Origin of the sequence: Leifsonia stereocauli, assembly GCF_038432415.1 — a bacterium.
Classification (GTDB): domain Bacteria; phylum Actinomycetota; class Actinomycetes; order Actinomycetales; family Microbacteriaceae; genus Orlajensenia; species Orlajensenia stereocauli.
The window spans coordinates 498,831-517,653 of the sequence record NZ_JBCAUN010000001.1 but is presented as its reverse complement, the minus strand read 5'-3'; the positions used below and the strand labels follow the sequence as shown (position 1 = coordinate 517,653).

The window sequence follows — 18,823 nt, the reverse complement described above, 5'->3', positions numbered from 1 at the left end:
CCGGCCGGGATCGCCCGTACGGCCCCGCACGGCCGCTTGGGGCCGCGGATGCCGGTCAGACCAGAGGGGCGAGCCCGGCCTCTGCGCGCAGTTCCTGAGCCTCGTCGTCGAGGCCGTCGAGGGGCTTGCCTGCATCGCGTCGCGCCCGGAAGCGCCCGCCGAGGAAGGTCAGGTACTGCTCGGTGGGCGACAGGCTCCCGGCCGACGCCCGCCGTGCACCGATGGTGTTCCAGCGTTCGGCCCTCGCCAAATCGCCGTTCAACTCGAAGGTCTCGGCGATCATCAGGATGATGTGCAGGCCGGCGTCCGACGCCGCCCTGACCTCGTCGGCGAGGGCCACGGCCTGATCGGTGTCGCCGCTCGCGAAGGCGAGGGAGATGAGCGTCGGATACGCCCCGAACGGCTCGGCGGTCGGATGTGCTGCCGCGGTCTCGGCCAGCCGACGCGCCCCATCGAGGTCTCCCGCCATCTCGAGGTGCTCTGCCCCCACGAGGAGGAGGTGCGCCCGCGTGATGCCGTCGTCGACGTAGAAGGATGCGGCATCAGTCGCCCAGGACGTGATGGTCTCGGCGACTGCGCGATGCTGGTCAGGGGTGGCGACCAGACGGGGTGCTCGGCGCTCGAGGCCCTCGATGGATTCCCAGGTGATGAGCTGCGTCATACCTCGAATCTAGTTCGAGGAGGCTGGTGGCGCGGACCGCCTGCTGGGGACGACCCCCGCCCAGGACGGGCACCGCGTGCCACATCGGGCGGCCATCCGCAAGGGAGGGGGATCCCTCAGCCTCTCGCAATAGGCTCGTCCTCTATGGCACGCACACCGAAGCCCATCGTCTCCTCCACCGGCGGTACCCCCGTCGGCGGCGAGCTGCCGCCGCGCCTGCTGCGCACCATCGATTTCGGGCTCGGCGTGCAACGCCCCGCTGTGCTCGCGCACATCCGCAGCATCCGTCGACGAAACCCGGATGCGACCCCCGCACAGCTGGTGCGCATCCTCGAGCGCCGCTACATTGCCGCCACCACGACCGGCGGTGCAGCCGTCGGCGCGACCGCGGTCATCCCCGGCATCGGCACGGGCATGACGATTGCGCTCTCTGGTGTCGAGACCGCGGGGTTCCTCGAGGCCACGGCTCTGTACGCGCAGTCCGTCGCCGAGGTGCACGGCATCGCCGTGGCCGACCCCGATCGGGCACGCGCCCTCATCATGACGATGATGCTCGGCTCCGAGGGCTCGAACCTGGTGCGGCAGCTCGCCGGACAGGTGTCCGGCGCCGGTGCCGTGCGCAGCGCCTACTGGGGCGAGCTGGTGACGGCGAACCTGCCGCGCGCCCTCGTCGGGCCGCTGGCCGACAAGCTCAAGTCGATGTTCCTGCGCAAGTTCGTGGTCGGAGCCGGCGCCAGCGTCTTCTCCAAGGCCATCCCGTTCGGGATCGGTGCCGTCATCGGTGGAGTCGGCAACCGCATCGTGTCGGGACGCGTCGTGCAGTCGTCGCGGTTGGCGTTCGGGATGCCGCCGGAGACGCTCCCCCGTGAACTGGAACCCCACGACATCGTGATCGGCGACTCGCGCGGAAACATCGCCACGCGCGCGTTCGGTGGAGTGCAGGGCGGAGTGTCCCGCGCCAGCAACGTCATCAACGGACGGATGCGCGCCATCCGCCCCCGCCGTAGGAGTCTGACGGCACCGGAGGCCGCTCTCGAGCCCGACCCCCTCGACGACCTGTTCGGCGAACCGGACTCCGAAGCGCGCTGAGACGGCGCGCAGCTCAGCGCCCGTCTCCTACTGACCGAGAATGCCCGGGTCGTCGTCCTCGCCGACATCGTGCTCGTCGACGTCGCCGTCTGATGCGTGCAGTGCGGCGTTGCGCTCCCATTCGTCCATGAGGTGCTGCACGGCCGCGTGGAACCGCGCCGTGGCGGCCCCCGGCGTCGCATCGCCGAAGTAACGCTCCACCCACACGCGCAGCCTCTCGCGCGCGTCGTCACCGTGCGACAGCTCATCGACGAACGCGACGATGCCCGGGGCGTCAGCCGCCGTCAGCCACTCGCAGTCCGACAGGTATCCGCCGGTGTCGATCTCGGCGGCCGGGTTCACCGGTCGCGTGATCATGAGCGGCTTGCCGGTGGCCAGACGGTCGTAGACCATGGCCGAGATGTCGACGACGGCGACGTCGGCAGCGGCGAGCTGCCAGCCGAGGTCAGCTCCTTGGTCGAAGACATGCTGCGCCGTCGGGTCTGCGGCGTTGGCCTGCGCGATCATGCGGATGATCTCGCGGTTCGCGGCGCGGTACGCGTCGTCGACGACTCCGGAACGCGGATGCGGGCGATAGATCACCCGATGCCGACCGCTCGCGAGGAGGGCGCTCACGAGTGCTACGCCGTGGGTCGCGACGGATCCATAGGCTGCAGCGGCCCGGTCACCCTCCCACGTCGGCGCATACAGCACGACCTCGCGGGCATCCGGAGTGTAGGGCAGGGCGCCCGAGTAGTGATCGGCCTGCGGGCGCCCGATGGGCAGCGCACGCTTGGCGAAATCGTAGTCCCACAGCACCTTGTTCAGCCGGGACAGGGCGGCGTCGCCGGCGACCAGTGCGTAGTCGTACGCCTTGAACTGGTTCGTGGTCATGTACATCTTGTCGCTCTCACCGTGGTTGATGAAAACGTGCCAGCGGCGCCCGTAGCGCATCATCTGGAAGTTCCTGGCGTTCTGGTTGACGTAGAAGATGACGTGCAGGTCCTGCTCGTCGATCACCTGCTCGAGGTCGGCGACCTTGCGCACATAAGCCACGGGAACCGGCGCCTCGTCGAGCAGGATCGACGCCGACCCCGAGGCGCGGCTGAGGATGAGCACGGGCCAGGTCTTCGATAATTCAGCCAGCGGCTTGTACCACTGCCGCATCTGGTACAGGTTGACCTTGCCGTCGGCGAAGTAGACCGCGACCTTGAAACGGTGCGGCTCGAGTGGCGGCTTCAGCGCGAGCTTCTGGCGCAGCTCCGACTGGGCGCGGCGGTTGGCGAAGACGCCCTTCACATAGCGCAAGCCCAGCTTCGCGTCCTTCATCACACCCACGGTTCCAGCCTACGGGGTGGTTGTGATCGGGGTCGACGACGGATGCCGCCCGCAGACCGTCCGTGGATCTGCGCCCCGATCAGATGACGGGCGGGCGCCCCGCCAGCGTCATGCGCCACACTGTGCGCCAGCGGAGCGGCCGACGCTCACCGGCATCAGTCCTCCACCCCTCACGCCAACCGCCCCACCAGGCTCCGAGCCCGTCGCGATTGCGCACAGAACGCAGCAGCTGCACGCCGGTCCACGACGCCACGTAGATCGGCACGAAGAGGGCGGGAAGGTTGCGCCGGGCCAGCCACACACGGTTCCTCGCGTTGAGCCTGTAGTAGTAGCTGTGCCGCGTGGGGGTGATCACCGGATGATTGGCCACGAGGTCGCCGGCGTACCAGGTTCGCTTTCCCTGGTCCCAGACCCGCCAGGCGAGTTCGATGCCCTCGTGCGCGTAGAAGAAGGGCTCGGCCCAGCCACCCGTGGCGTCGAAGACCGCACGCGGCAGGATGACGGCGCCCTCCCAGACCGAGAAGACGTTGCTGGAGTGCTCCGCCTCTCCCTTGCGGATGCGCGGGATCCAGCGCTTCGGTGGGGTCGTGCCGCTCGGGTCGACGACGCGGGGCTGGATGAGCCCGATCGAGGTATCGGCGCGCAGCTTCGCGACCGCCGTCGCGAGGAACCCGCGATCGGGCAGGCTCGCATCGTCGTCGAGGAAGAACAGGAACTCACCGCTCACTTTCTCGACGCCGCGATTGCGGCCTGCCGGGATGCCGAGGTTCTCGGGCAGGGCGAGGCCGGCGACTCCGGCGGGCAGCCCGGTCGGCTCCCATCCGTTGCCGACGCACACGATGTCGAGGCTCACACCGGTCTGATCCAGGAGCGAACGGATGCCGCGGGCCAAGTCGTCGGGACGCGTGCCCTGGGTGAGCACGACAACCCCGACCGTGGGATCAGGAACGGACACGCTTGGAGGCCATGATCGCGACGAAGTGGCCGATCAGGGCGAGGAAGGCGAGCGGAACGAGCACAACGACGAGGATGCGATCGACCTCGGGCTGGCCGACGAACAGGCCGATCACGGCCGCGACGAAAGCGATCATCGTGAGCTCGACGGAGTGGTACAGCCTGTGGAACGGCACGAAACGCGCGGCCCGACGCAGGGTGGCCACGAGGCTGTGGGTCGGTGCTGATTCACCGTGGGTGTCGGCGAGCTTGGTGAGTCCGGCGTTCGCACGGGCGACGTGCACCATGTCGTTCAACGCCTTGTTCAGCACGATGAGCAGCGCGAGCAGAGTGCCGAGGGTGGTCCAGAGGTAGTCCTCTGGAGTGTCGAACGGCCAGGCGGCGGCACGGATGCCGAGTGCGATGGGAATGAGCGCCTCGGTGGAGTAGTGCCCCACCTTGTCGAGGAAGACCCCGGCCGGGGACGAGGTGCGGCGCCAGCGGGCCACCTCTCCGTCGCAGCAGTCGACGAGCATCTGCAGCTGGCCGAGAATGAGCGCGAGAAGCGCACCCCAGATGCCGGGGATGAGCAGAGCGGCGGCCGTGGACCAGCCGACGAGGATCATCAGGCCGGTCACGCCGTTGGCCGAGATGCGCGTCTTCAGCAGCATCCAGGTGAGGTAGGGAGAAAGCTCGCGCAGGTAGAGCGACGCCGTCCAGTGCTCGGCGTTGCGGCGCCCGCGCACCTCCGGCGGTTGCGCGACGGCGCGCAGCTCGGCGATCGACGACGGACGCGCCGGACGCTCGGGAGCCGCCGCCGAGTCGTGTGTTGCCGCCAAGCTCATCTCCCCGTGTGCGCCGCGATATTGCTGGTCAGTGAGAGATAGCCCGGCAGGAAGCCGAGCCCCCAGCAGAAGTGGATGCAGGGCAAGACTAGGAGAAACCACAGGGACACGCGAATTCCGGCGCCCGTGGTTGACAGGATGGTCGCCACGACCACGAAGAGCGCGTACACGGCCGGTACTGCGAAGCCGATCAGCATCCACGGCACGGTTCCGACGAGGGCCTGGACCACGCCCGCGAGACCCAGGAGGACGCCGAGAGTGACTCCCACCACCATGGCCGGAGGGATGAAGTAGCGCAGGCCGTTATTGGCGGGGAACCTGCGCGCGAGCTCGCCGCGCCACAGTCCGGTGGAGAACATCTGGCGGGCGAGGCGTGGCACGCTCGGCCGAGGGCGGTAGACCACCTTGAGCCGCGGGGTGAACCAGACGGTCTCCCCCGCCAGCCGCAGGCGACGGTTGAGTTCCCAGTCCTGGCCGCGTTTGATTCCCTCGTCGAACAGACCGACGGCCTCGATGGCTCCCCGACGGAAGCATCCGAGGTACACGGTCTCGGCCGGGCCCTCGACGCCCCCGACATGGAACGACGAGCCGCCGAGTCCGACCTTGGTCGTGTAGGCGAGGGCGACGGCCTTCTGGAACGGACTGTGACCACGGGCGTCCATGATGCCGCCGACGTTGGCAGCGCCAGTGGCGAGGATCGTCTCCACGGCGATACGCGCGTAATCCCTCGGCAGGCTGGAGTGCGCATCCACTCGGATGACGATCGGATGTCGCGACGCTCGGATCGCCGCATTGAGACCGGCCGGAGTCGACCCGACGGGGTTGTCGATGACCTTGATGCGCGGATCTTCGGCCGCCATGTCGGCGAGCAGCTCAGTGGTGCCGTCGATGCTCGGGCCGAGCGCGATCGCCACTTCGAACTCACCGGCGTAGTCCTGTTCGAGCAGGCTCTTCACAGCGGCGCGCACGTGCGTCACCTCGTTGAGCACCGGCATGACGTAGGAGACGCCAGGCAGCAGCTCTGCTGGGCCGCTGGGGGCGTTCTCGGTCATTGCATCCACTCGTCAGACGGTCGATTGAGCCTATCGCAGGGATTCTGGGAACACTGCAGCAGGAGACGGCTGAAGCCGCCGCACCCGGGGAGGGTGCGACGGCTCCGAGCCTGATCGGATCCGATCAGCCTGCCGTGTACTCGCCGAGGGTGACCGTGGCGGTCTCGCTCTTCCCGTCGCGCACGTAGCTGAGGTCGGCCTTCGAGTCGCCGGCCAGGTAGCGCACCTGTGCCGTCAGGTCGGTGGCGTTGGAGATCGGCACGCCGTTGAACTCGGTGACGATGTCACCGGACTCGAGGCCTGCCTTCTCTGCCGCTCCGCCGGAGGAGACCTCCTTGATGAGGGCACCGACGACACCGGCCTCGGCGCTCGTCGCATCCTGCACGCTCGCGCCGAGGAGACCGTGGGAGGCTGCGCCGTCCTTGATGATCTCGTTGGCGACGCGCTCGGCGAGGTTCGACGGGACCGCGAAGCCGACGCCGATGCTGCCCGACTGGCTGCCCTCTGTGGTGGCTCCAGCGCTGGCGATGGCCACGTTCACGCCGATCAGCTCGCCCTTCGAGTTGAGCAGCGCACCACCCGAGTTGCCCGGGTTGATGGCGGCATCCGTCTGGATGACAGGCAGGGAGATGGTCGACGTGGCCTGAGTCTGCGTCTGCTGCTGGCCGCTGCCGTCGTCGGGCAGGTTCCAGAAATTGAACGGGCTGTCGCCGCCCTGGCCGTTCTCGTCGTTGGGGTCCTGCTGGTCCTCCGTCGAGTCGTCGGGGGCTGCAGAGGACGCCACCTGGATCGAGCGGTTGAGCGCGCTCACGATGCCGTTGGTGACAGTGCCGGCGAGGCCGAGCGGTGCGCCGATGGCGACGGCGGAGTCGCCGACGTTGAGCTTGCTGGAGTCCGCGAACTCCAGGGGGGTCAGGCCCGAGGCATCCGTCAGCTTGATGACGGCGAGGTCGGAGACGGGATCGGTGCCGACGAGCTTCGCGGCGTAGAGGGTGCCGTCGGACATCTGCACCTGGATCTGGGTGTCGCTCGCGCTGCCGTCGAGGGTGACGACGTGCGTGTTGGTGAGCACGTAGCCGTCCTTCGAGAGCACGATGCCCGAGCCGGTTCCAGCTCCGGCATCCGACTGCACCGAGATGGTCACGACGCTGGGCGACGCCTTGGCCGCGACTGCGGTGATCTCGTTGACCGAGTCGGTGTTGTTGACAACGACGTTCTGCGGCTCGGCCGAGGTCGAGGACTGCGTCGTGTCGTCGTTGCTCGTCAGCACGGCGGCGACGCCGACTCCCGACGCTCCTCCGATGAGGGCGCCGGCGATGAGCGCGGCGACGATGGGGAGGGTCGCACGACGCTTGGTCGCGGTGGTTCCACCGGCAGCGCCGCCGTTGCCACCGGGTGCTCCGGATGCCGCGGGCACGCCGACGTAGGGCTGCGTCGGCTGGGTCTGCTGCGCGTACGGCTGAGGGGCGGTGCCCGGGGCGTAGACCGTGGCGGCAGGAGCGACGGGCTGGCCGAACGCGTCGGTGGCCTGCGGATGTGCACCCGAGTGCTGAGCCGCGGCGGGGGCGGCGGCCACCGGCGTCGGGGCGACAGGTGCCGGTGCAGCAGGGGCCGCTGCTGCCGGCGGGGTCACGATGGGGGCGGCAGGCGCGGCGGGGGCGGCTGGCGCGATCGGGGTGGTCGCGGCATCCGGAGTCGTGGGCTCGGAAACGGCGGGAGCGGAGTGCTCGACAGTCGGCTCGATGACCTCGGTGGGTCCGGTGGGCGTCTTCGCCTCAGGGGAAGTCTGCTCGGGGGCGTCGTTCGAAGCGACCTGCTCCGCTGCGCCGTCCGGGGTGGTGTTGCTCTCGGTCATGGTTGCTCCTTCCAAGCGATGTCAGCTTGTCGCGCGTAGCTGTGCGTTGGATTCATGAAGGCTGTGAGCAGTCTTGCGCGAACATAAGAGTTCCCTATGATGCGCGAACGACCAGTCGTCAGCAGCCCGGACCCGATGAGTTCCGCACGCAATCCCGAGCGACGAGCACCGTCTCAGCCTGCGCTGCGGTGACGATGATGTCGTTCGCCGACACTGTCAGCGTACCGGCGATCGCCCGCCACGGCTGGCCGGCGAAGCTGAACTCGGCCGCGTAGTCGACGGATGCACTCACGGTGATGCGCCCGGTCGTCGTGAAGGTCAGGCTGGTGGGGGTCGCCGTGAACTCCGGCACCCCGAGGGCCGCCCAGCTGGAACCGCCGGTGCTGCTCGTGGCCGAGGCGCCATCGCTGGAGGCCCAGCTGTAGCCGACCGGCATGAAGCGCACGCGTGCGTCGAAGCCGAGCAGCGTGCCCGCCTCGGTCTCGGCGGTGGCCGTGGTGAAGAAGTTGGCCGGCAGGCCGACGACGGCCCAGCCATCGGGTTCCATCGCCTGGGACGGCGGCGTGGGTCGGAATGAGGCGATGTCGTCGAGGGTGACGACGGTGGGCGGGGTCGGCTCCTGTGGGTTGCAATCGACGATGGCCCCACAGGTGACGGCCCCGCCATCACCATCACCGCCGGTGAGGGTGCGCAGGCTCACGTCGACGCCGTCGTCGCCCACTGCCGGGTTGATGATGAGGTCGGGCGGAGGCGCGGCGTTGCCACCGTCGGAGTCGCTTCCGTCTCCACCGCCGTCGGATGCGCCGCCGCCTCCGCCGTCAGTGCCGCCGTCGCTGTGCGCGTTGAGATCGACCGAGTCGTCGCCTATCGAACCGTTTCCACAGGCGCCGGACGCGCGGTCAAAGAACGTGCACCCATCATCGGCGTGGACAAGGCCGGCGGGCCCCGCAATGCAAATGAACGCAGCTATCAGAAATCCAATGAGTGTTGGCTTTACGCGCAATAGTCGTCTCCGTCCCAGAGAGCGATATTCGACACCAGGAGGTTTGACGTGGTTGATGACACTACGGTGACGAGGAATGGAGCACTGTCGTTTATCTCGCTCTCCGACATCGTCTTTCCGTCCTCGCCGACGAGCTCAACCTCAGATAGGTCGTCACAGATGTAGAAAGAAATGGACAAATTGCGGGGGTCCTCATACTCCGCCGATTGCAAGTCCCTAACTGTGAAAGCAGCTTGCCCAATCGTGTGAGCCTTCGCGTCACGGAATTGTTTTGCATTTGCCAAGGCGTTTGTAAGCGCCTCACCTGCGGCAACGGTGGAGTACAGCGACTCACCTTTGCCGCCTGACTGGCCCACCGCATTGTCGACCCTCAAGTACGCCGCGTACGCCTCCTCGGCCGCGGCGAGCGCCTCCTCGTCCGACGCGAACACCGGGGTGGCGGACGGCGTGCTGCTGGTCGAGGGAAGCGGCTTCGGTGACGCGGAGCACCCGGCGACCGCGACAGCCGAGAGACTCATCGCGAGCAGCATCGCACCCACGAGCGTGGAGCGGTGCGATGCGGCGCGCATGCAGTCACGGTAGGCCATTCGCGCGGCCCGTCGCGAGAGAAATCCACAGGTGTGCGGCACCCGTCGCCTAGCGTGGGTGAGAAGGAGCATCCGTCATCGCGATGCCCCGATCGCACTACGAGAGGAGACCCATGACCGGCGACGCCCCGTGGCAACGCGCAGCGCGTGGAGCGGGTCTCCTGGGCCCCGACGGCACCATCGCGGCCACCATCTTCGCGGAGATGAGTGCTCTGGCCACCCGCACCGGCGCCATCAACCTGGGCCAGGGCTTCCCTGACGAGGACGGCCCGGCCGAAGTGCTCGACGCCGCCCGCGAAGCCATCTCAACCGGCATCAACCAGTACCCGCCCGGCCGTGGCATGCCCGTGCTCCGCGAGGCGATCGCGGCTCACCAGTTGCGCTTCCGCGGCATCACCGTCGACCCCGAGAGGGAGGTGCTCGTGACGGCGGGCGCCACCGAGGCACTCGCCGCGACCATCCTGGCCCTCGTCCAGGCGGGCGACGAGGTGGTGACCTTCGAGCCGTTCTACGACTCCTACGGCGCGATCATCGGGCTCGCCAATGGCATCCATCGCACGGTCCCCCTCCGTGCTCCCGACTTCCAGCCAGACCTCGACGACCTGCGTGCGGCGATCACCGACCGCACCCGGCTCGTCATCGTCAACACGCCGCACAATCCGACGGGCTCGGTGTTCGGCATCGAGGTGCTGCAGCTGATCATCGAGCTCGCGCACAGGCACGACGCCATCATCGTGACCGACGAGGTCTACGAGCACCTGGTGTTCGAGGCGAAACATGTCCCGATCGCCACCCTGCCCGGCGGCCGGGAGCGCACCATCACCATCTCCTCGGGGGGCAAGACCTTCAGCACGACGGGCTGGAAGATCGGCTGGCTCACGGCGCCGCCCGAACTCGTCACGGCCGTGCTCGCCGTCAAGCAGTTCCTCACCTACGTCAACGGCGCACCCTTCCAACCCGCCATCGCCGTGGGACTCGGCCTGCCCGACAGCTTCTTCACCTCGGCCGCCGACACCCTGCGGGCGAAGCGCGACCTGTTGTCGTCTGGGCTGATGGATGCCGGATTCACGGTCTCACTCCCCCAGGCCGGCTACTTCGTGGTGGCGGATGCCGCTCCGCTGGGGCATCCGGATGCCGTGGCGTTCTGTCGTTCGCTGCCCGCCCTGGCCGGAGTCGTCGGCGTTCCGATCACGGCCTTCGTGCACGAGGATCGGCGCCACGAATACGCCTCCCTCGTTCGCTTCGCCTACTGCAAGCGCACGAGCGTGCTCGAGGACGCCGTCGCGAGACTCGCACAACTGAGCAATTGAGCAACTGAGCAACTGAGCAACTGAGCGTCGGACTCGCCTCAGTACCAGAAGCGCGTCAGCGCGGTACGACGGCGTAGCGCCGCAGCGCCAACGCCGGGTTCGTGCGGCGCACGGCCGCGATGCGCTCGGCGCTGACCCAGGCGACAGCGGCATCCGTCGTCTCACCGATCGTGGCGAGCTCGACTCCCATCGGATCGATCACGAAGCTGGTGCCGACTCCGACCGGCGGCGCATGGTCGGCCGCGGCGAGGTAGACGGTGTTCTCGATGGCCCGCGCCGTCGCGAGGGTGCGCCAGTGGTGCTCCTTGAGCGGCCCGCGCACCCATTCGGCGGGAACCAGCACGAGGTCGGCGCCGGCGTCGACGAGGCGACGGGTCACCTCGGGGAAACGGATGTCGTAGCAGGTCTGCATCCCCACGCGGATGCCGCCCACCACGAACGTCTCGGGCTCTCCGATGGCGCCGGGCACGACCCGGGCGGACTCGGTCTGGCCGAACGCGTCGTAGAGGTGCTGCTTGCGGTACGTGGCCACCAGTTCACCGCGCGGGTTCAGGGCGACGAGGGTGTTCGAGAAGCGTGCCGCATCCGTCGTCTGCTCGAGAACTCCCGCCACGACGTGGATGCCGAGTGAGGCGGCCAGGTCGGCGAGAGCGCGAACGAACTCCCCGTCGAGGGGCTCGGCCGCGTCGACCATGTCCTGGTCGAGCTCTGCCCTGAAGAAGGCCGAGTACTCGGGGAAGACGACGAGTTGCGCGCCTCGGGATGCCGCGAGTCCGGCGAGCCGGGTCATCTCGGCGAGGTTGGACCCGGCGTCGTCGGTGGGCGCGAACTGCGCCACGGCAACGCCGAGATCTACAGCACCGACAGCCGTCGTCTCGTCGAGTGGCGGCATCCGTCAGCCTCGATCGATGATGTCGTCGAACTCGTGGTGGGTCTCGAGGTACTCCACGAGGAAGGGGCACTTCGGTACGACCCGCTCGCCGCGCTCGCGGGCGTCGGCGAGCAGCCACTCGGTGAGCCGCGTCGCGACGCCCTGGCCCTTGTAGGCGCGCAGGGTCTGCGTGTGGGTCACGATGATCTCGCCCGGGCGCTGCCGGAATTCGGCGTAGCCGGCGATCTCGCCGTCGATGGAGAGCTCGTAGCGCCCGCCATCGTCGTTCCGCCTGATGCTGGTCTCGCTCATTCAGTCGACTCCTCGTTCATCTGATTCCCTCCGACCTCGACCGCGCGACGAACCCCGAGAGGTCGGGGCAGCGCGATGGTGAAGGTCGTTCCCTCGTTCTCGACGCTCGAGACGCCCATCACGCCGTGATGCGCTGTGACGATGGCCTTGGTGATGCTGAGCCCGAGCCCGACGCCCTGCACAGCCTGCCGCACAGCCGTGGACGAGCGGAAGAACCGGGTGAACAGCCCGTCGATCTCGGCGGCCGGGATGCCCATACCGGTGTCCTGGACGGCGATGACGGCCTCGTTCTCGGACTCCGTGAGCGAGACCGTGACGGATCCGCCGCGACCTGTGAACTTGAGCGCGTTCGAGATCAGGTTGTCGCAGGCCTGGGCGAGTCGCGTCGGGTCGCCGTCGACAACCACGTGCTTCTGTGGGAGCTCGGCCGCGAGGTTCACGCCGTTGCGCTCTGCGGCCGGACGCCCCGACTCGACGGCCGCAGCGACGATCTCGCCCAGCTCGACCGTCTGACGCTCGAGCGGGAACTTGCCAGCCTCCACCTGCGCTGTGAACAACAGGTCGCCCACGAGCGAGAGCAGACGGTTCGCATTGCGCTCGGCGACGGCCAGGTATGCGAGCTGCTCGGGCGTCAGCGGCTCCTCTGCCTCGTCGCGGATGAGCTCGAGATAGCCCAGGATCGAGCTGAGCGGCGTGCGCAGCTCGTGCGAGATCATGCCGACGAACTCGTCCTTGAGCTTGTTCACCTCGCGCGCCTGCGTGAGATCGGTGCCGATGAAGATGAACCCGACGACCTGTCCCGTCAGGTCGATGCGCGGCGAGGCCGACAGCTGCACGGGGATATTCGTGCCGTCGGCGTGAACGTAGGTCCACTCCGCATTGTCGCCGTATCCCTCGCGCGCCGCGGAGATCAGTTCGACGAAATGGTCGTGGTCGTTGATGGGATCGATGCTGGAGTCGAACTCGGCGGTGCGCTCGACCAGCTGGCGGGCGTCGATGAAGTCGACGATGTAGCGCTTGCCCTCTGTCTCGTCACGCGTGTAGCCCAGCATCCGTTCAGCGCCGGGGTTCCAGGCGACGACCTGGCCCCGCAGGTCGACTGCTATGACGGACTCGGCCACCACCGCTTCCCAGATGCTGCGGTTGAATTGCTCGGACTCACGCAATCGGGCCTCGCTCGCCGCGAGATCGCGCGCCTGTTGCTCGGCCTCGGCCAGGAGGGAGGCGCGTTGCTCCGCAAGGGAGCTCAGCGAGGCGATCTGCAGCCTGGAACGATGGGCGAGATCGTTGAGGATGGCCGAGAAGATGAGATAGACGAACGGCGAGTAGAAGCCTCGAAGTACCTGCCCGTCGGTCCATGACGCCTCGCCGAGGAGATACGGCAGCTGCAGCGCGGCGATGGCGGTGATCGCGGCGATCGCGATGTAGCGACGACCTTCCTCAGTCGCGATCCAGACGATCGGCAGGATGATGAGCGCGCCGAACAGAGATGCCGCTCCTCCTGTGCCGACGCGGAAGAGCCCGAAGCCCATCAGGGTGGTGAGAGGCAGGGCTATGGTCCACGCGTGCGGGATGCGCCGCCACGGCAGCAGGAACGCGGCGATCGTGGCCAGCACCACGATGAGTATGCCGCTCCAGCCCCACGCGGGATCGGACATCTCGACGCCGGGAACGAGGAGGATGGCCAGCAGCGCGAGCACGAGCCCGGCCACCGACGGGATCTGCTTCAGGCCGGGCGTCGGAGAGTCGAGCACGAGACGGCTGATCCACCCGGGGCCGGTCATCGCTCCCACTCCCCGATCAGTTCGCGCAAGCGCTCCGCCAACCTGCGCGGGCTGAAGGGCTTGGTCACGTAGTCGTCGGCACCCGACTCCAGTCCGGCCGCGAGTGATGCGGCGTCCACGCTGGCTGACACTATGACGACGCGGGGATCCGTTCTCGGTCGCGACGCGCGAATGCTCGCGAGCACCTCCAGTCCACTCATCTCCGGCATCGAGACGTCGAGGATGGCGAGTTCGATCCCCCCTCGTTCGATCACGTCGAGGGCTGACCGGCCGTCGCCGACTACGGCAACGACGTCGAGGCCGGCCATGATGGCGGTGATCTCCATGAGGGAGCGGATGTCGGAATCATCGTCGGCGACGAGGGTGCGGAGCGAGCGGGTCTCAGCCGGCAATGTGATGCTCCTCACGGAGGCGTTCGACGATGGCGCGCACCTGGGCGCCGGTGAACGGCTTGGGCAGCACGGCATCCGCCACGGGGTAGTCGTGGGCATCGAGCACGGAGGATATGACGATGGCCGCCTCGGGCGCGAGTTCACGCATCCGCGTGGTGATCGACCAGCCATCGGCACCGGGAAGCAGCAGGTCGAGGACGATGATGTCGGGGGCGAAGTCGCCCACCACCGCGAGGGCAGCCTCGCCTGACGACGCCAGCTCGCTGACGCAACCGGCCTTGGCGAAGTGCTTGCCGAGAAGCTCGCGCTGATCGTCGCTGTCGTCGATGATCAGCACCCGGCACGGCGACATCGACCCACCGGGTTTCACAGGAAGTACACCTGTCGCACGAAGACGATGCCCGCCACGATCAACAATGCCAGCAGAGCCTGCGGGATGAGGCGGCGCTCGGAGCGCCGGTTGTCATCGATCTCGCGCTGCAGGGCGCGCTCACCGAGCTCGGTCATCCCATCACCCGTCCTGTCTTCTCGGTCTTGTCCCACACCATGGCGGCTCCCCGAGCCTCCTTGACGTACGAGTCGAAGGTTACCGCGCAGAGAATGGGTCCGTATCCGACGACATAGGTGAGGAGCGGGCTGAGCCAGCGCCCAGCACGGGTGCCGTCGACGACTTTCGTCAGCCACGCCCCGAGCATCGACACCGAGATCCAGATGTACGTGAACAGGGTCCAGATGAAGGTGCCGGTGTCGGTGATGTGGAGACCGAACCAGGCGGGAACCACCACCTCGAAGAATCCGGGCAGGAGCGCGGAGATCATGATCACGATCGAGATGAGTCCGGGGAAGAGGATCGCCTCACGCCAGCTGGAGCGTCCGGTGGCCGGATCGAGTTGGGACGCGAGCAGCATCGTGTAGATGTAGGTGCACGCCGCCGTGACCCAGAGTATGCGGAACACCTCGGAGGCCAGGTTCGACTCGAGCAGGAGGAGACCGATGAGACCGATCGAGGAGAGGATCATCAGCACGGGCAACAGGAACACGCTGAACCAGAACAGCCCGAACGAGATACTGCCGAGGTTGTGCATCCTCGACGGTCGGAACCAGACGTCCTTGTAGCGCTTGGTGAGCTGCACGTTGCCGCGTGCCCAGCGCAGACGCTGTTTCCACAGGGCGGCGATGGCGAGCGGCTCCTCGGCGAGGACGACGGCGTAGGGCTCGAAGACGACCCGTCGACCGGCCAGCTGGGTCTTGAACGTCGTCACGGTGTCCTCGGCCAGCGAACTGGTGTCGATGGCGCCGCCGATGTCGACCAGGTTGAAGCGCGAGTGCAGCTGGGCACCCCCGGCCAGGCAGGCCAGGGCGCCGAGCACGTTCTGCGCGCGGCGACTGCCGATCTGCGAGAGCACGTACTCGAAGGCGATGAAGCGGTTGAGGAAGTTCTTCTCGGTGCTGCCCTCGCGGATGTAGGCCGTGACGGCGCCCACCTCGGGGTCGGCGAGATGCCGCGTCATGCGGCGCAGCGAATCGGGCAGGTAGATGACGTCGGCGTCCATGATGAGCAGCGCCTCCATCCAGTCCTCGGAGAGCACGACGCGGATGCCGTGGTTCAGCGTGTGCGCCTTGCCCTCACCGCCCACGTCCCGTCGCAGGTGGAACACTGCGCCGGGGTACTGCACCGCCTTCGCCTTCACGACGTCGGGGGTGTCATCCGTCGACGCATCGTCGACGACATAGATGCGGAGGCGGCCCTCTGGATACTCCAGCGACATGAGCCTGTCGATCGACGCCCCGATCACAGCACCCTCGTTCCAGGCCGGCACGATCACGGCGACGTTGGGCAGGTAGGGCGCCGCCTTCCGGTAGTGGTTGCGGAAGGCGTGGAAGGGGATGAGCAGGAACTGGTACGCCATCATGAGCACCGGCACGATGCCGAGCGCCACGAAGATGACGAGCACGACCACGAGGATCGTCTCGAGGATGTTCCCCCAGTCGGCCGCCGTCATACGGTCTTCTCCGCGGCAGCGGCATCCAGCAGTGCGATGACGCGGTCGTAGCGCCCCACGTCCTCCGCCACGTGACTGTCGGTTGCTGCGACGACCGTCGCGCCGGCCGCTCGGGCCGCCCTGATCACGCGCGGGCCCGGGCAACCCCACTTCTCGTTGACCTCGATGCCCGTGCCTGTCGCGGCTGCGGCATCCGCCCACTCCGCGAGCAGGTCGTCACGGAGTTCATCCTCGCTGAGCCCGATCTTCGGCAGGATCGAGAACGGATGCGCGAGCTGGCCGCCTGGAGCGAGCCTCATGGCGCCGATCGTGGCGTGCACGAGGGTGGCCAGCGCATCCGTCGTCGAGAGTCCTGCCGCGAGCTCGGCACGCGTGCGCTCCGGCGTCCACGGGCCGTCATGACCAGGGAACTGGTGGTCGGCGATGACGATGCCGTCGACTCCGCCCGCCCCGATCACGAGGTCAGAGGGGATGTCGAGAGCGCCCGACGCATCGAGGATCTTCGCCTCGACGCCGGTGTGCAGCGTGAGGGACTCGGGCAGCGAGCGCCGTTCGACGGCGATGGCAGTGAGGAACTCGGGCACCCAGGTCGTGCTCACGCGCACATGGTCGATGAGTCGCAGGTGACGGATGCCGCGCTCCGCCGCCACTCGGATGTTCTCCGACATCGTGCTCGTCGCATCATCGGAGAACTGCGAGTGCACGTGCCAGTCGCCGTTCAGCTCCGGGTGCGATGCCATGCTCACGACGACGCGATGATCTCGTCTACGGGCAGGAAGATGTCCTCGAGGAAGCGCGTCACGGCGATCTCCTGGAACGGCACAGTGTGCGGCAGCTCGCGCCCGAGGGCGAGGTCGACGGCGAGGGACGGCATGTCGACACCGGCCGCCACAGTGAGCGGCATGGAACCCGAGAAGCGCGGGTTGATCTCGAGGAGCGCAGGGGTGCCGTCGGTGGCGTACCGCAGCTGCACGTTCGCGACGCCGACGAGTCCGGCGGCGCTGGCGCACGCGGCGGCGGTGTCCTCGAGTTCGGCGCGGTGCACCGTGCGACCGGCGACAGCCACTCCCGAGTCGACGCGCGCGCGCAGACGCGGCACGGCCGAGATGACGTGGCCATCCGCACCGACGATGACGTCGACCGAGAACTCGTCGCCCGGCAGGTTCTCCTGGATGATCTGGCTGGTGTCGCCCGCAGCGGCCTCGAGCTCGGCGCGCGTGTGCACGAGGTGCACTCCACGGGAGCCGGCGCCGCTGCGCGGCTTCACGATGACGGGGAAGACCCAGTCGTACTCCGCGCCCTCCTGAGTGAGCAGCTCGGTGTGCGGGATGCGGGCCTTGCCCTCGACGGCCTGCATGAGCAGCCACTTGTCGAGCGTCGTGTGCAGGGCCTCGGCCGACGGTGCCGCCAGCTCGGCGCCGAGTTCAGCGCGCCTGCCGGCGAGGCCGGGAAGCTCGGCATCCACCGTCGACACGATCACGTCGATGCCGTCCTCGGCGACGAGCGCGATGATGGCGTCGACGAACTCCGGTGCGAGCCCGGCCGGGATGATGCGGCGGCGTTCGGCCGGAACGAGATAGAGCGCGCTGGCCCAGCCGTCCATGTCGGCGGCGAAGACCTCGAGGTCCTCGCGCCTCAGCAGCGAGCGGATGACCGCCACCCCTGCTGGTCCCCCGGCTCCAGTCACGAGCACTCGTGAGACGGTCACATTTCCTCCCCTGCCCTCGGGCTCGACGCCACTGCGCCGGCCGAGGTGTCGATGAATGACGGAGCGCCGATCGCGGCACTGTCACGGATGATCTCGAGCGGCTCGCTGTAGCGGCCGGTGCCGAAGCGCGACCAGTAGCGGGCGGTGGCGAGAACGAAGTCTGGTTCGAGATAGTCGCGGATGCCGGCCTGCGACGCGAACGCTCGCAACAGGGCGAGCTTCGTGTCGGTGTGACCGTCGATGGTGACGAAGCGGCTGGGCCGGAACTCGATCGTCGATGACGGCGACTGGAAGCACGCGACGGTCGGGACCTTGCGCGTGGCGACGAGCGCCGCTTCGTGGACGGAGCGGTGGTCCTGGTGTCGCTCGTTCTTCGTGTGCGTGTAGACGATGCCCGGCGACACCTCGGCGACGACCCGCTCGATGATGCCCACCGTCGGGTCGGAGTTCGGGATGCGGGTGTCCTCGAGGTCTTCCATGAAGAGTCTCGCGCCGAGGATCTCGGCTGACGCCAGCGACTCATGCTGGCGGTCGTCCGCCGCACCTCCACGGGCACCGCGCGACAGAGTGAGGATGACGATCGGGTCACCAGCTGCAGCGTGGGCCGCCAGCACGCCTCCGACGCCGATCTCGACGTCATCGGGGTGGGCGCCGATCGCCAGCACCGTGCGCTTCTGACGCGCCGCAGCCGCCTGACGCGACCTCGCGCCGAGACGGTGGACGGTGTCGACCAGAACCGTGCTCGGCACGGGCTTGGTGAGGAACTCGTCGGCGCGATCGCGCAGGGCCCGGACCGCGTAGTCGACCGACGCGTGCGCAGTCATGACGATGACGGGAAGGGAGGGATCGATGACGCGGGCCTGTTCGAGGATGTCGAGTCCGCTGGCGCCCGGGAGTTCGACATCCGTCACCAGCACGTCCGGCCGGAACTCGCGCACCACGTCGATGGCGCCGATGCCCGAGTAGAGCACGCGCACGTCGCATCCCGCGCGTTTCTCGAGCACGGTGCGCGTGAACAGCGCAACGTCCTCGTCATCTTCGATAACGAGAACGCGGTAGGGCGCGTCGGTCATCTGGAACTCCGTTCGACATGTCCACTCT

20 protein-coding genes are annotated in these 18,823 nt (G+C 68.0%); 2 read left to right on the top strand and 18 right to left on the bottom strand.

What is annotated here, in order from left to right:
- Positions 1-55 precede the first annotated feature (55 nt).
- Positions 56-661, bottom strand: coding sequence for a tetratricopeptide repeat protein (locus AADV74_RS02600; protein WP_342111521.1), 606 nt, complete (start codon positions 659-661; stop codon positions 56-58).
- 144 nt (positions 662-805) lie between these two features.
- Between AADV74_RS02600 and AADV74_RS02595 the strand changes: the two genes are divergently transcribed.
- On the top strand, positions 806-1,750 hold the full coding sequence (locus AADV74_RS02595; RefSeq protein ID WP_342111519.1) for a hypothetical protein: 945 nt from the start codon (positions 806-808) through the stop codon (positions 1,748-1,750).
- A gap of 27 nt (positions 1,751-1,777) precedes the next feature.
- Here the strand turns inward: AADV74_RS02595 and AADV74_RS02590 are convergent, their stop codons facing one another.
- The 7 genes from AADV74_RS02590 to AADV74_RS02560 all read right to left on the bottom strand — a co-directional run bounded on the left by AADV74_RS02590 (position 1,778) and on the right by AADV74_RS02560 (position 9,324).
- On the bottom strand, positions 1,778-3,067 hold the full coding sequence (locus tag AADV74_RS02590) for a CDP-glycerol glycerophosphotransferase family protein (RefSeq protein ID WP_342111517.1): 1,290 nt from the start codon (positions 3,065-3,067) through the stop codon (positions 1,778-1,780).
- Between the two features lie 79 nt (positions 3,068-3,146).
- On the bottom strand, positions 3,147-4,022 hold the full coding sequence (locus tag AADV74_RS02585) for a glycosyltransferase family 2 protein (protein ID WP_342111515.1): 876 nt from the start codon (positions 4,020-4,022) through the stop codon (positions 3,147-3,149).
- Entirely contained in the window at positions 4,009-4,839 is an 831-nt protein-coding gene (locus tag AADV74_RS02580) for a CDP-alcohol phosphatidyltransferase family protein (protein ID WP_342111513.1), read from the bottom strand. The genes AADV74_RS02585 and AADV74_RS02580 overlap by 14 nt, the downstream gene beginning before the upstream one ends.
- 2 nt (positions 4,840-4,841) lie before the next feature.
- Positions 4,842-5,897 (bottom strand): glycosyltransferase family 2 protein, encoded by a 1,056-nt coding sequence (locus AADV74_RS02575; RefSeq protein WP_342111511.1) that lies wholly within the window; start codon positions 5,895-5,897, stop codon positions 4,842-4,844.
- 124 nt (positions 5,898-6,021) lie between these two features.
- Positions 6,022-7,752: a S1C family serine protease gene (locus tag AADV74_RS02570; protein ID WP_342111509.1), complete on the bottom strand. Its 1,731-nt coding sequence runs from the start codon at positions 7,750-7,752 to the stop codon at positions 6,022-6,024.
- Positions 7,753-7,870: 118 nt separating this feature from the next.
- The gene (locus AADV74_RS02565; protein ID WP_342111507.1) at positions 7,871-8,473 is read right to left on the bottom strand and encodes a hypothetical protein; all 603 of its coding nucleotides are present in this window, start codon (positions 8,471-8,473) and stop codon (positions 7,871-7,873) included.
- A gap of 272 nt (positions 8,474-8,745) precedes the next feature.
- Positions 8,746-9,324: a hypothetical protein gene (locus tag AADV74_RS02560; RefSeq protein WP_342111505.1), complete on the bottom strand. Its 579-nt coding sequence runs from the start codon at positions 9,322-9,324 to the stop codon at positions 8,746-8,748.
- Positions 9,325-9,455: 131 nt separating this feature from the next.
- Between AADV74_RS02560 and AADV74_RS02555 the strand changes: the two genes are divergently transcribed.
- Entirely contained in the window at positions 9,456-10,652 is a 1,197-nt protein-coding gene (locus AADV74_RS02555; protein ID WP_342111503.1) for an aminotransferase class I/II-fold pyridoxal phosphate-dependent enzyme, read from the top strand.
- A 55-nt stretch (positions 10,653-10,707) separates the two neighbouring features.
- Here the strand turns inward: AADV74_RS02555 and AADV74_RS02550 are convergent, their stop codons facing one another.
- The 10 genes from AADV74_RS02550 to AADV74_RS02505 are packed head-to-tail and all read right to left on the bottom strand — an operon-like array spanning position 10,708 to position 18,795.
- Positions 10,708-11,544, bottom strand: coding sequence for a carbon-nitrogen hydrolase family protein (locus AADV74_RS02550; RefSeq protein ID WP_342111501.1), 837 nt, complete (start codon positions 11,542-11,544; stop codon positions 10,708-10,710).
- A 3-nt stretch (positions 11,545-11,547) separates the two neighbouring features.
- Positions 11,548-11,835, bottom strand: coding sequence for a GNAT family N-acetyltransferase (locus tag AADV74_RS02545; protein ID WP_342111498.1), 288 nt, complete (start codon positions 11,833-11,835; stop codon positions 11,548-11,550).
- The gene (locus AADV74_RS02540; RefSeq protein ID WP_342111496.1) at positions 11,832-13,619 is read right to left on the bottom strand and encodes a sensor histidine kinase; all 1,788 of its coding nucleotides are present in this window, start codon (positions 13,617-13,619) and stop codon (positions 11,832-11,834) included. Before AADV74_RS02540 ends, AADV74_RS02545 begins: the two co-directional genes overlap by 4 nt.
- Positions 13,616-14,011: a response regulator gene (locus AADV74_RS02535; RefSeq protein ID WP_342111494.1), complete on the bottom strand. Its 396-nt coding sequence runs from the start codon at positions 14,009-14,011 to the stop codon at positions 13,616-13,618. The genes AADV74_RS02540 and AADV74_RS02535 overlap by 4 nt, the downstream gene beginning before the upstream one ends.
- Positions 14,001-14,348 (bottom strand): response regulator, encoded by a 348-nt coding sequence (locus AADV74_RS02530; RefSeq protein ID WP_342111492.1) that lies wholly within the window; start codon positions 14,346-14,348, stop codon positions 14,001-14,003. The genes AADV74_RS02535 and AADV74_RS02530 overlap by 11 nt, the downstream gene beginning before the upstream one ends.
- A gap of 29 nt (positions 14,349-14,377) precedes the next feature.
- Entirely contained in the window at positions 14,378-14,518 is a 141-nt protein-coding gene (locus AADV74_RS02525; RefSeq protein ID WP_342111490.1) for a hypothetical protein, read from the bottom strand.
- Positions 14,515-16,014, bottom strand: coding sequence for a glycosyltransferase family 2 protein (locus AADV74_RS02520; protein ID WP_342111488.1), 1,500 nt, complete (start codon positions 16,012-16,014; stop codon positions 14,515-14,517). Before AADV74_RS02520 ends, AADV74_RS02525 begins: the two co-directional genes overlap by 4 nt.
- A complete protein-coding gene (locus tag AADV74_RS02515) occupies positions 16,011-16,754 on the bottom strand; it encodes a PHP domain-containing protein (protein WP_342113084.1) in 744 nt (247 codons plus the stop codon). Before AADV74_RS02515 ends, AADV74_RS02520 begins: the two co-directional genes overlap by 4 nt.
- Before the next feature lie 2 nt (positions 16,755-16,756).
- Entirely contained in the window at positions 16,757-17,722 is a 966-nt protein-coding gene (locus AADV74_RS02510; RefSeq protein WP_342111485.1) for an ATP-grasp domain-containing protein, read from the bottom strand.
- The gene (locus tag AADV74_RS02505; RefSeq protein WP_342111483.1) at positions 17,719-18,795 is read right to left on the bottom strand and encodes a response regulator; all 1,077 of its coding nucleotides are present in this window, start codon (positions 18,793-18,795) and stop codon (positions 17,719-17,721) included. The genes AADV74_RS02510 and AADV74_RS02505 overlap by 4 nt, the downstream gene beginning before the upstream one ends.
- Between the last annotated feature and the right edge of the window lie 28 nt (positions 18,796-18,823).

What these genes read in the sequence shown, in the direction of transcription:
- AADV74_RS02600 (WP_342111521.1), bottom strand. Translation starts at nt 661, where the DNA reads ATGACGCAGCTCATCACCTGGGAATCCATCGAGGGCCTCGAGCGCCGA.
- AADV74_RS02595 (WP_342111519.1), top strand. Translation starts at nt 806, where the DNA reads ATGGCACGCACACCGAAGCCCATCGTCTCCTCCACCGGCGGTACCCCC.
- AADV74_RS02575 (WP_342111511.1), bottom strand. Translation starts at nt 5,897, where the DNA reads ATGACCGAGAACGCCCCCAGCGGCCCAGCAGAGCTGCTGCCTGGCGTC.
- AADV74_RS02570 (WP_342111509.1), bottom strand. Translation starts at nt 7,752, where the DNA reads ATGACCGAGAGCAACACCACCCCGGACGGCGCAGCGGAGCAGGTCGCT.
- AADV74_RS02560 (WP_342111505.1), bottom strand. Translation starts at nt 9,324, where the DNA reads ATGCGCGCCGCATCGCACCGCTCCACGCTCGTGGGTGCGATGCTGCTC.
- AADV74_RS02555 (WP_342111503.1), top strand. Translation starts at nt 9,456, where the DNA reads ATGACCGGCGACGCCCCGTGGCAACGCGCAGCGCGTGGAGCGGGTCTC.
- AADV74_RS02550 (WP_342111501.1), bottom strand. Translation starts at nt 11,544, where the DNA reads ATGCCGCCACTCGACGAGACGACGGCTGTCGGTGCTGTAGATCTCGGC.
- AADV74_RS02545 (WP_342111498.1), bottom strand. Translation starts at nt 11,835, where the DNA reads ATGAGCGAGACCAGCATCAGGCGGAACGACGATGGCGGGCGCTACGAG.
- AADV74_RS02540 (WP_342111496.1), bottom strand. Translation starts at nt 13,619, where the DNA reads ATGACCGGCCCCGGGTGGATCAGCCGTCTCGTGCTCGACTCTCCGACG.
- AADV74_RS02525 (WP_342111490.1), bottom strand. Translation starts at nt 14,518, where the DNA reads ATGACCGAGCTCGGTGAGCGCGCCCTGCAGCGCGAGATCGATGACAAC.
- AADV74_RS02520 (WP_342111488.1), bottom strand. Translation starts at nt 16,014, where the DNA reads ATGACGGCGGCCGACTGGGGGAACATCCTCGAGACGATCCTCGTGGTC.
- AADV74_RS02515 (WP_342113084.1), bottom strand. Translation starts at nt 16,754, where the DNA reads ATGGCATCGCACCCGGAGCTGAACGGCGACTGGCACGTGCACTCGCAG.
- AADV74_RS02505 (WP_342111483.1), bottom strand. Translation starts at nt 18,795, where the DNA reads ATGACCGACGCGCCCTACCGCGTTCTCGTTATCGAAGATGACGAGGAC.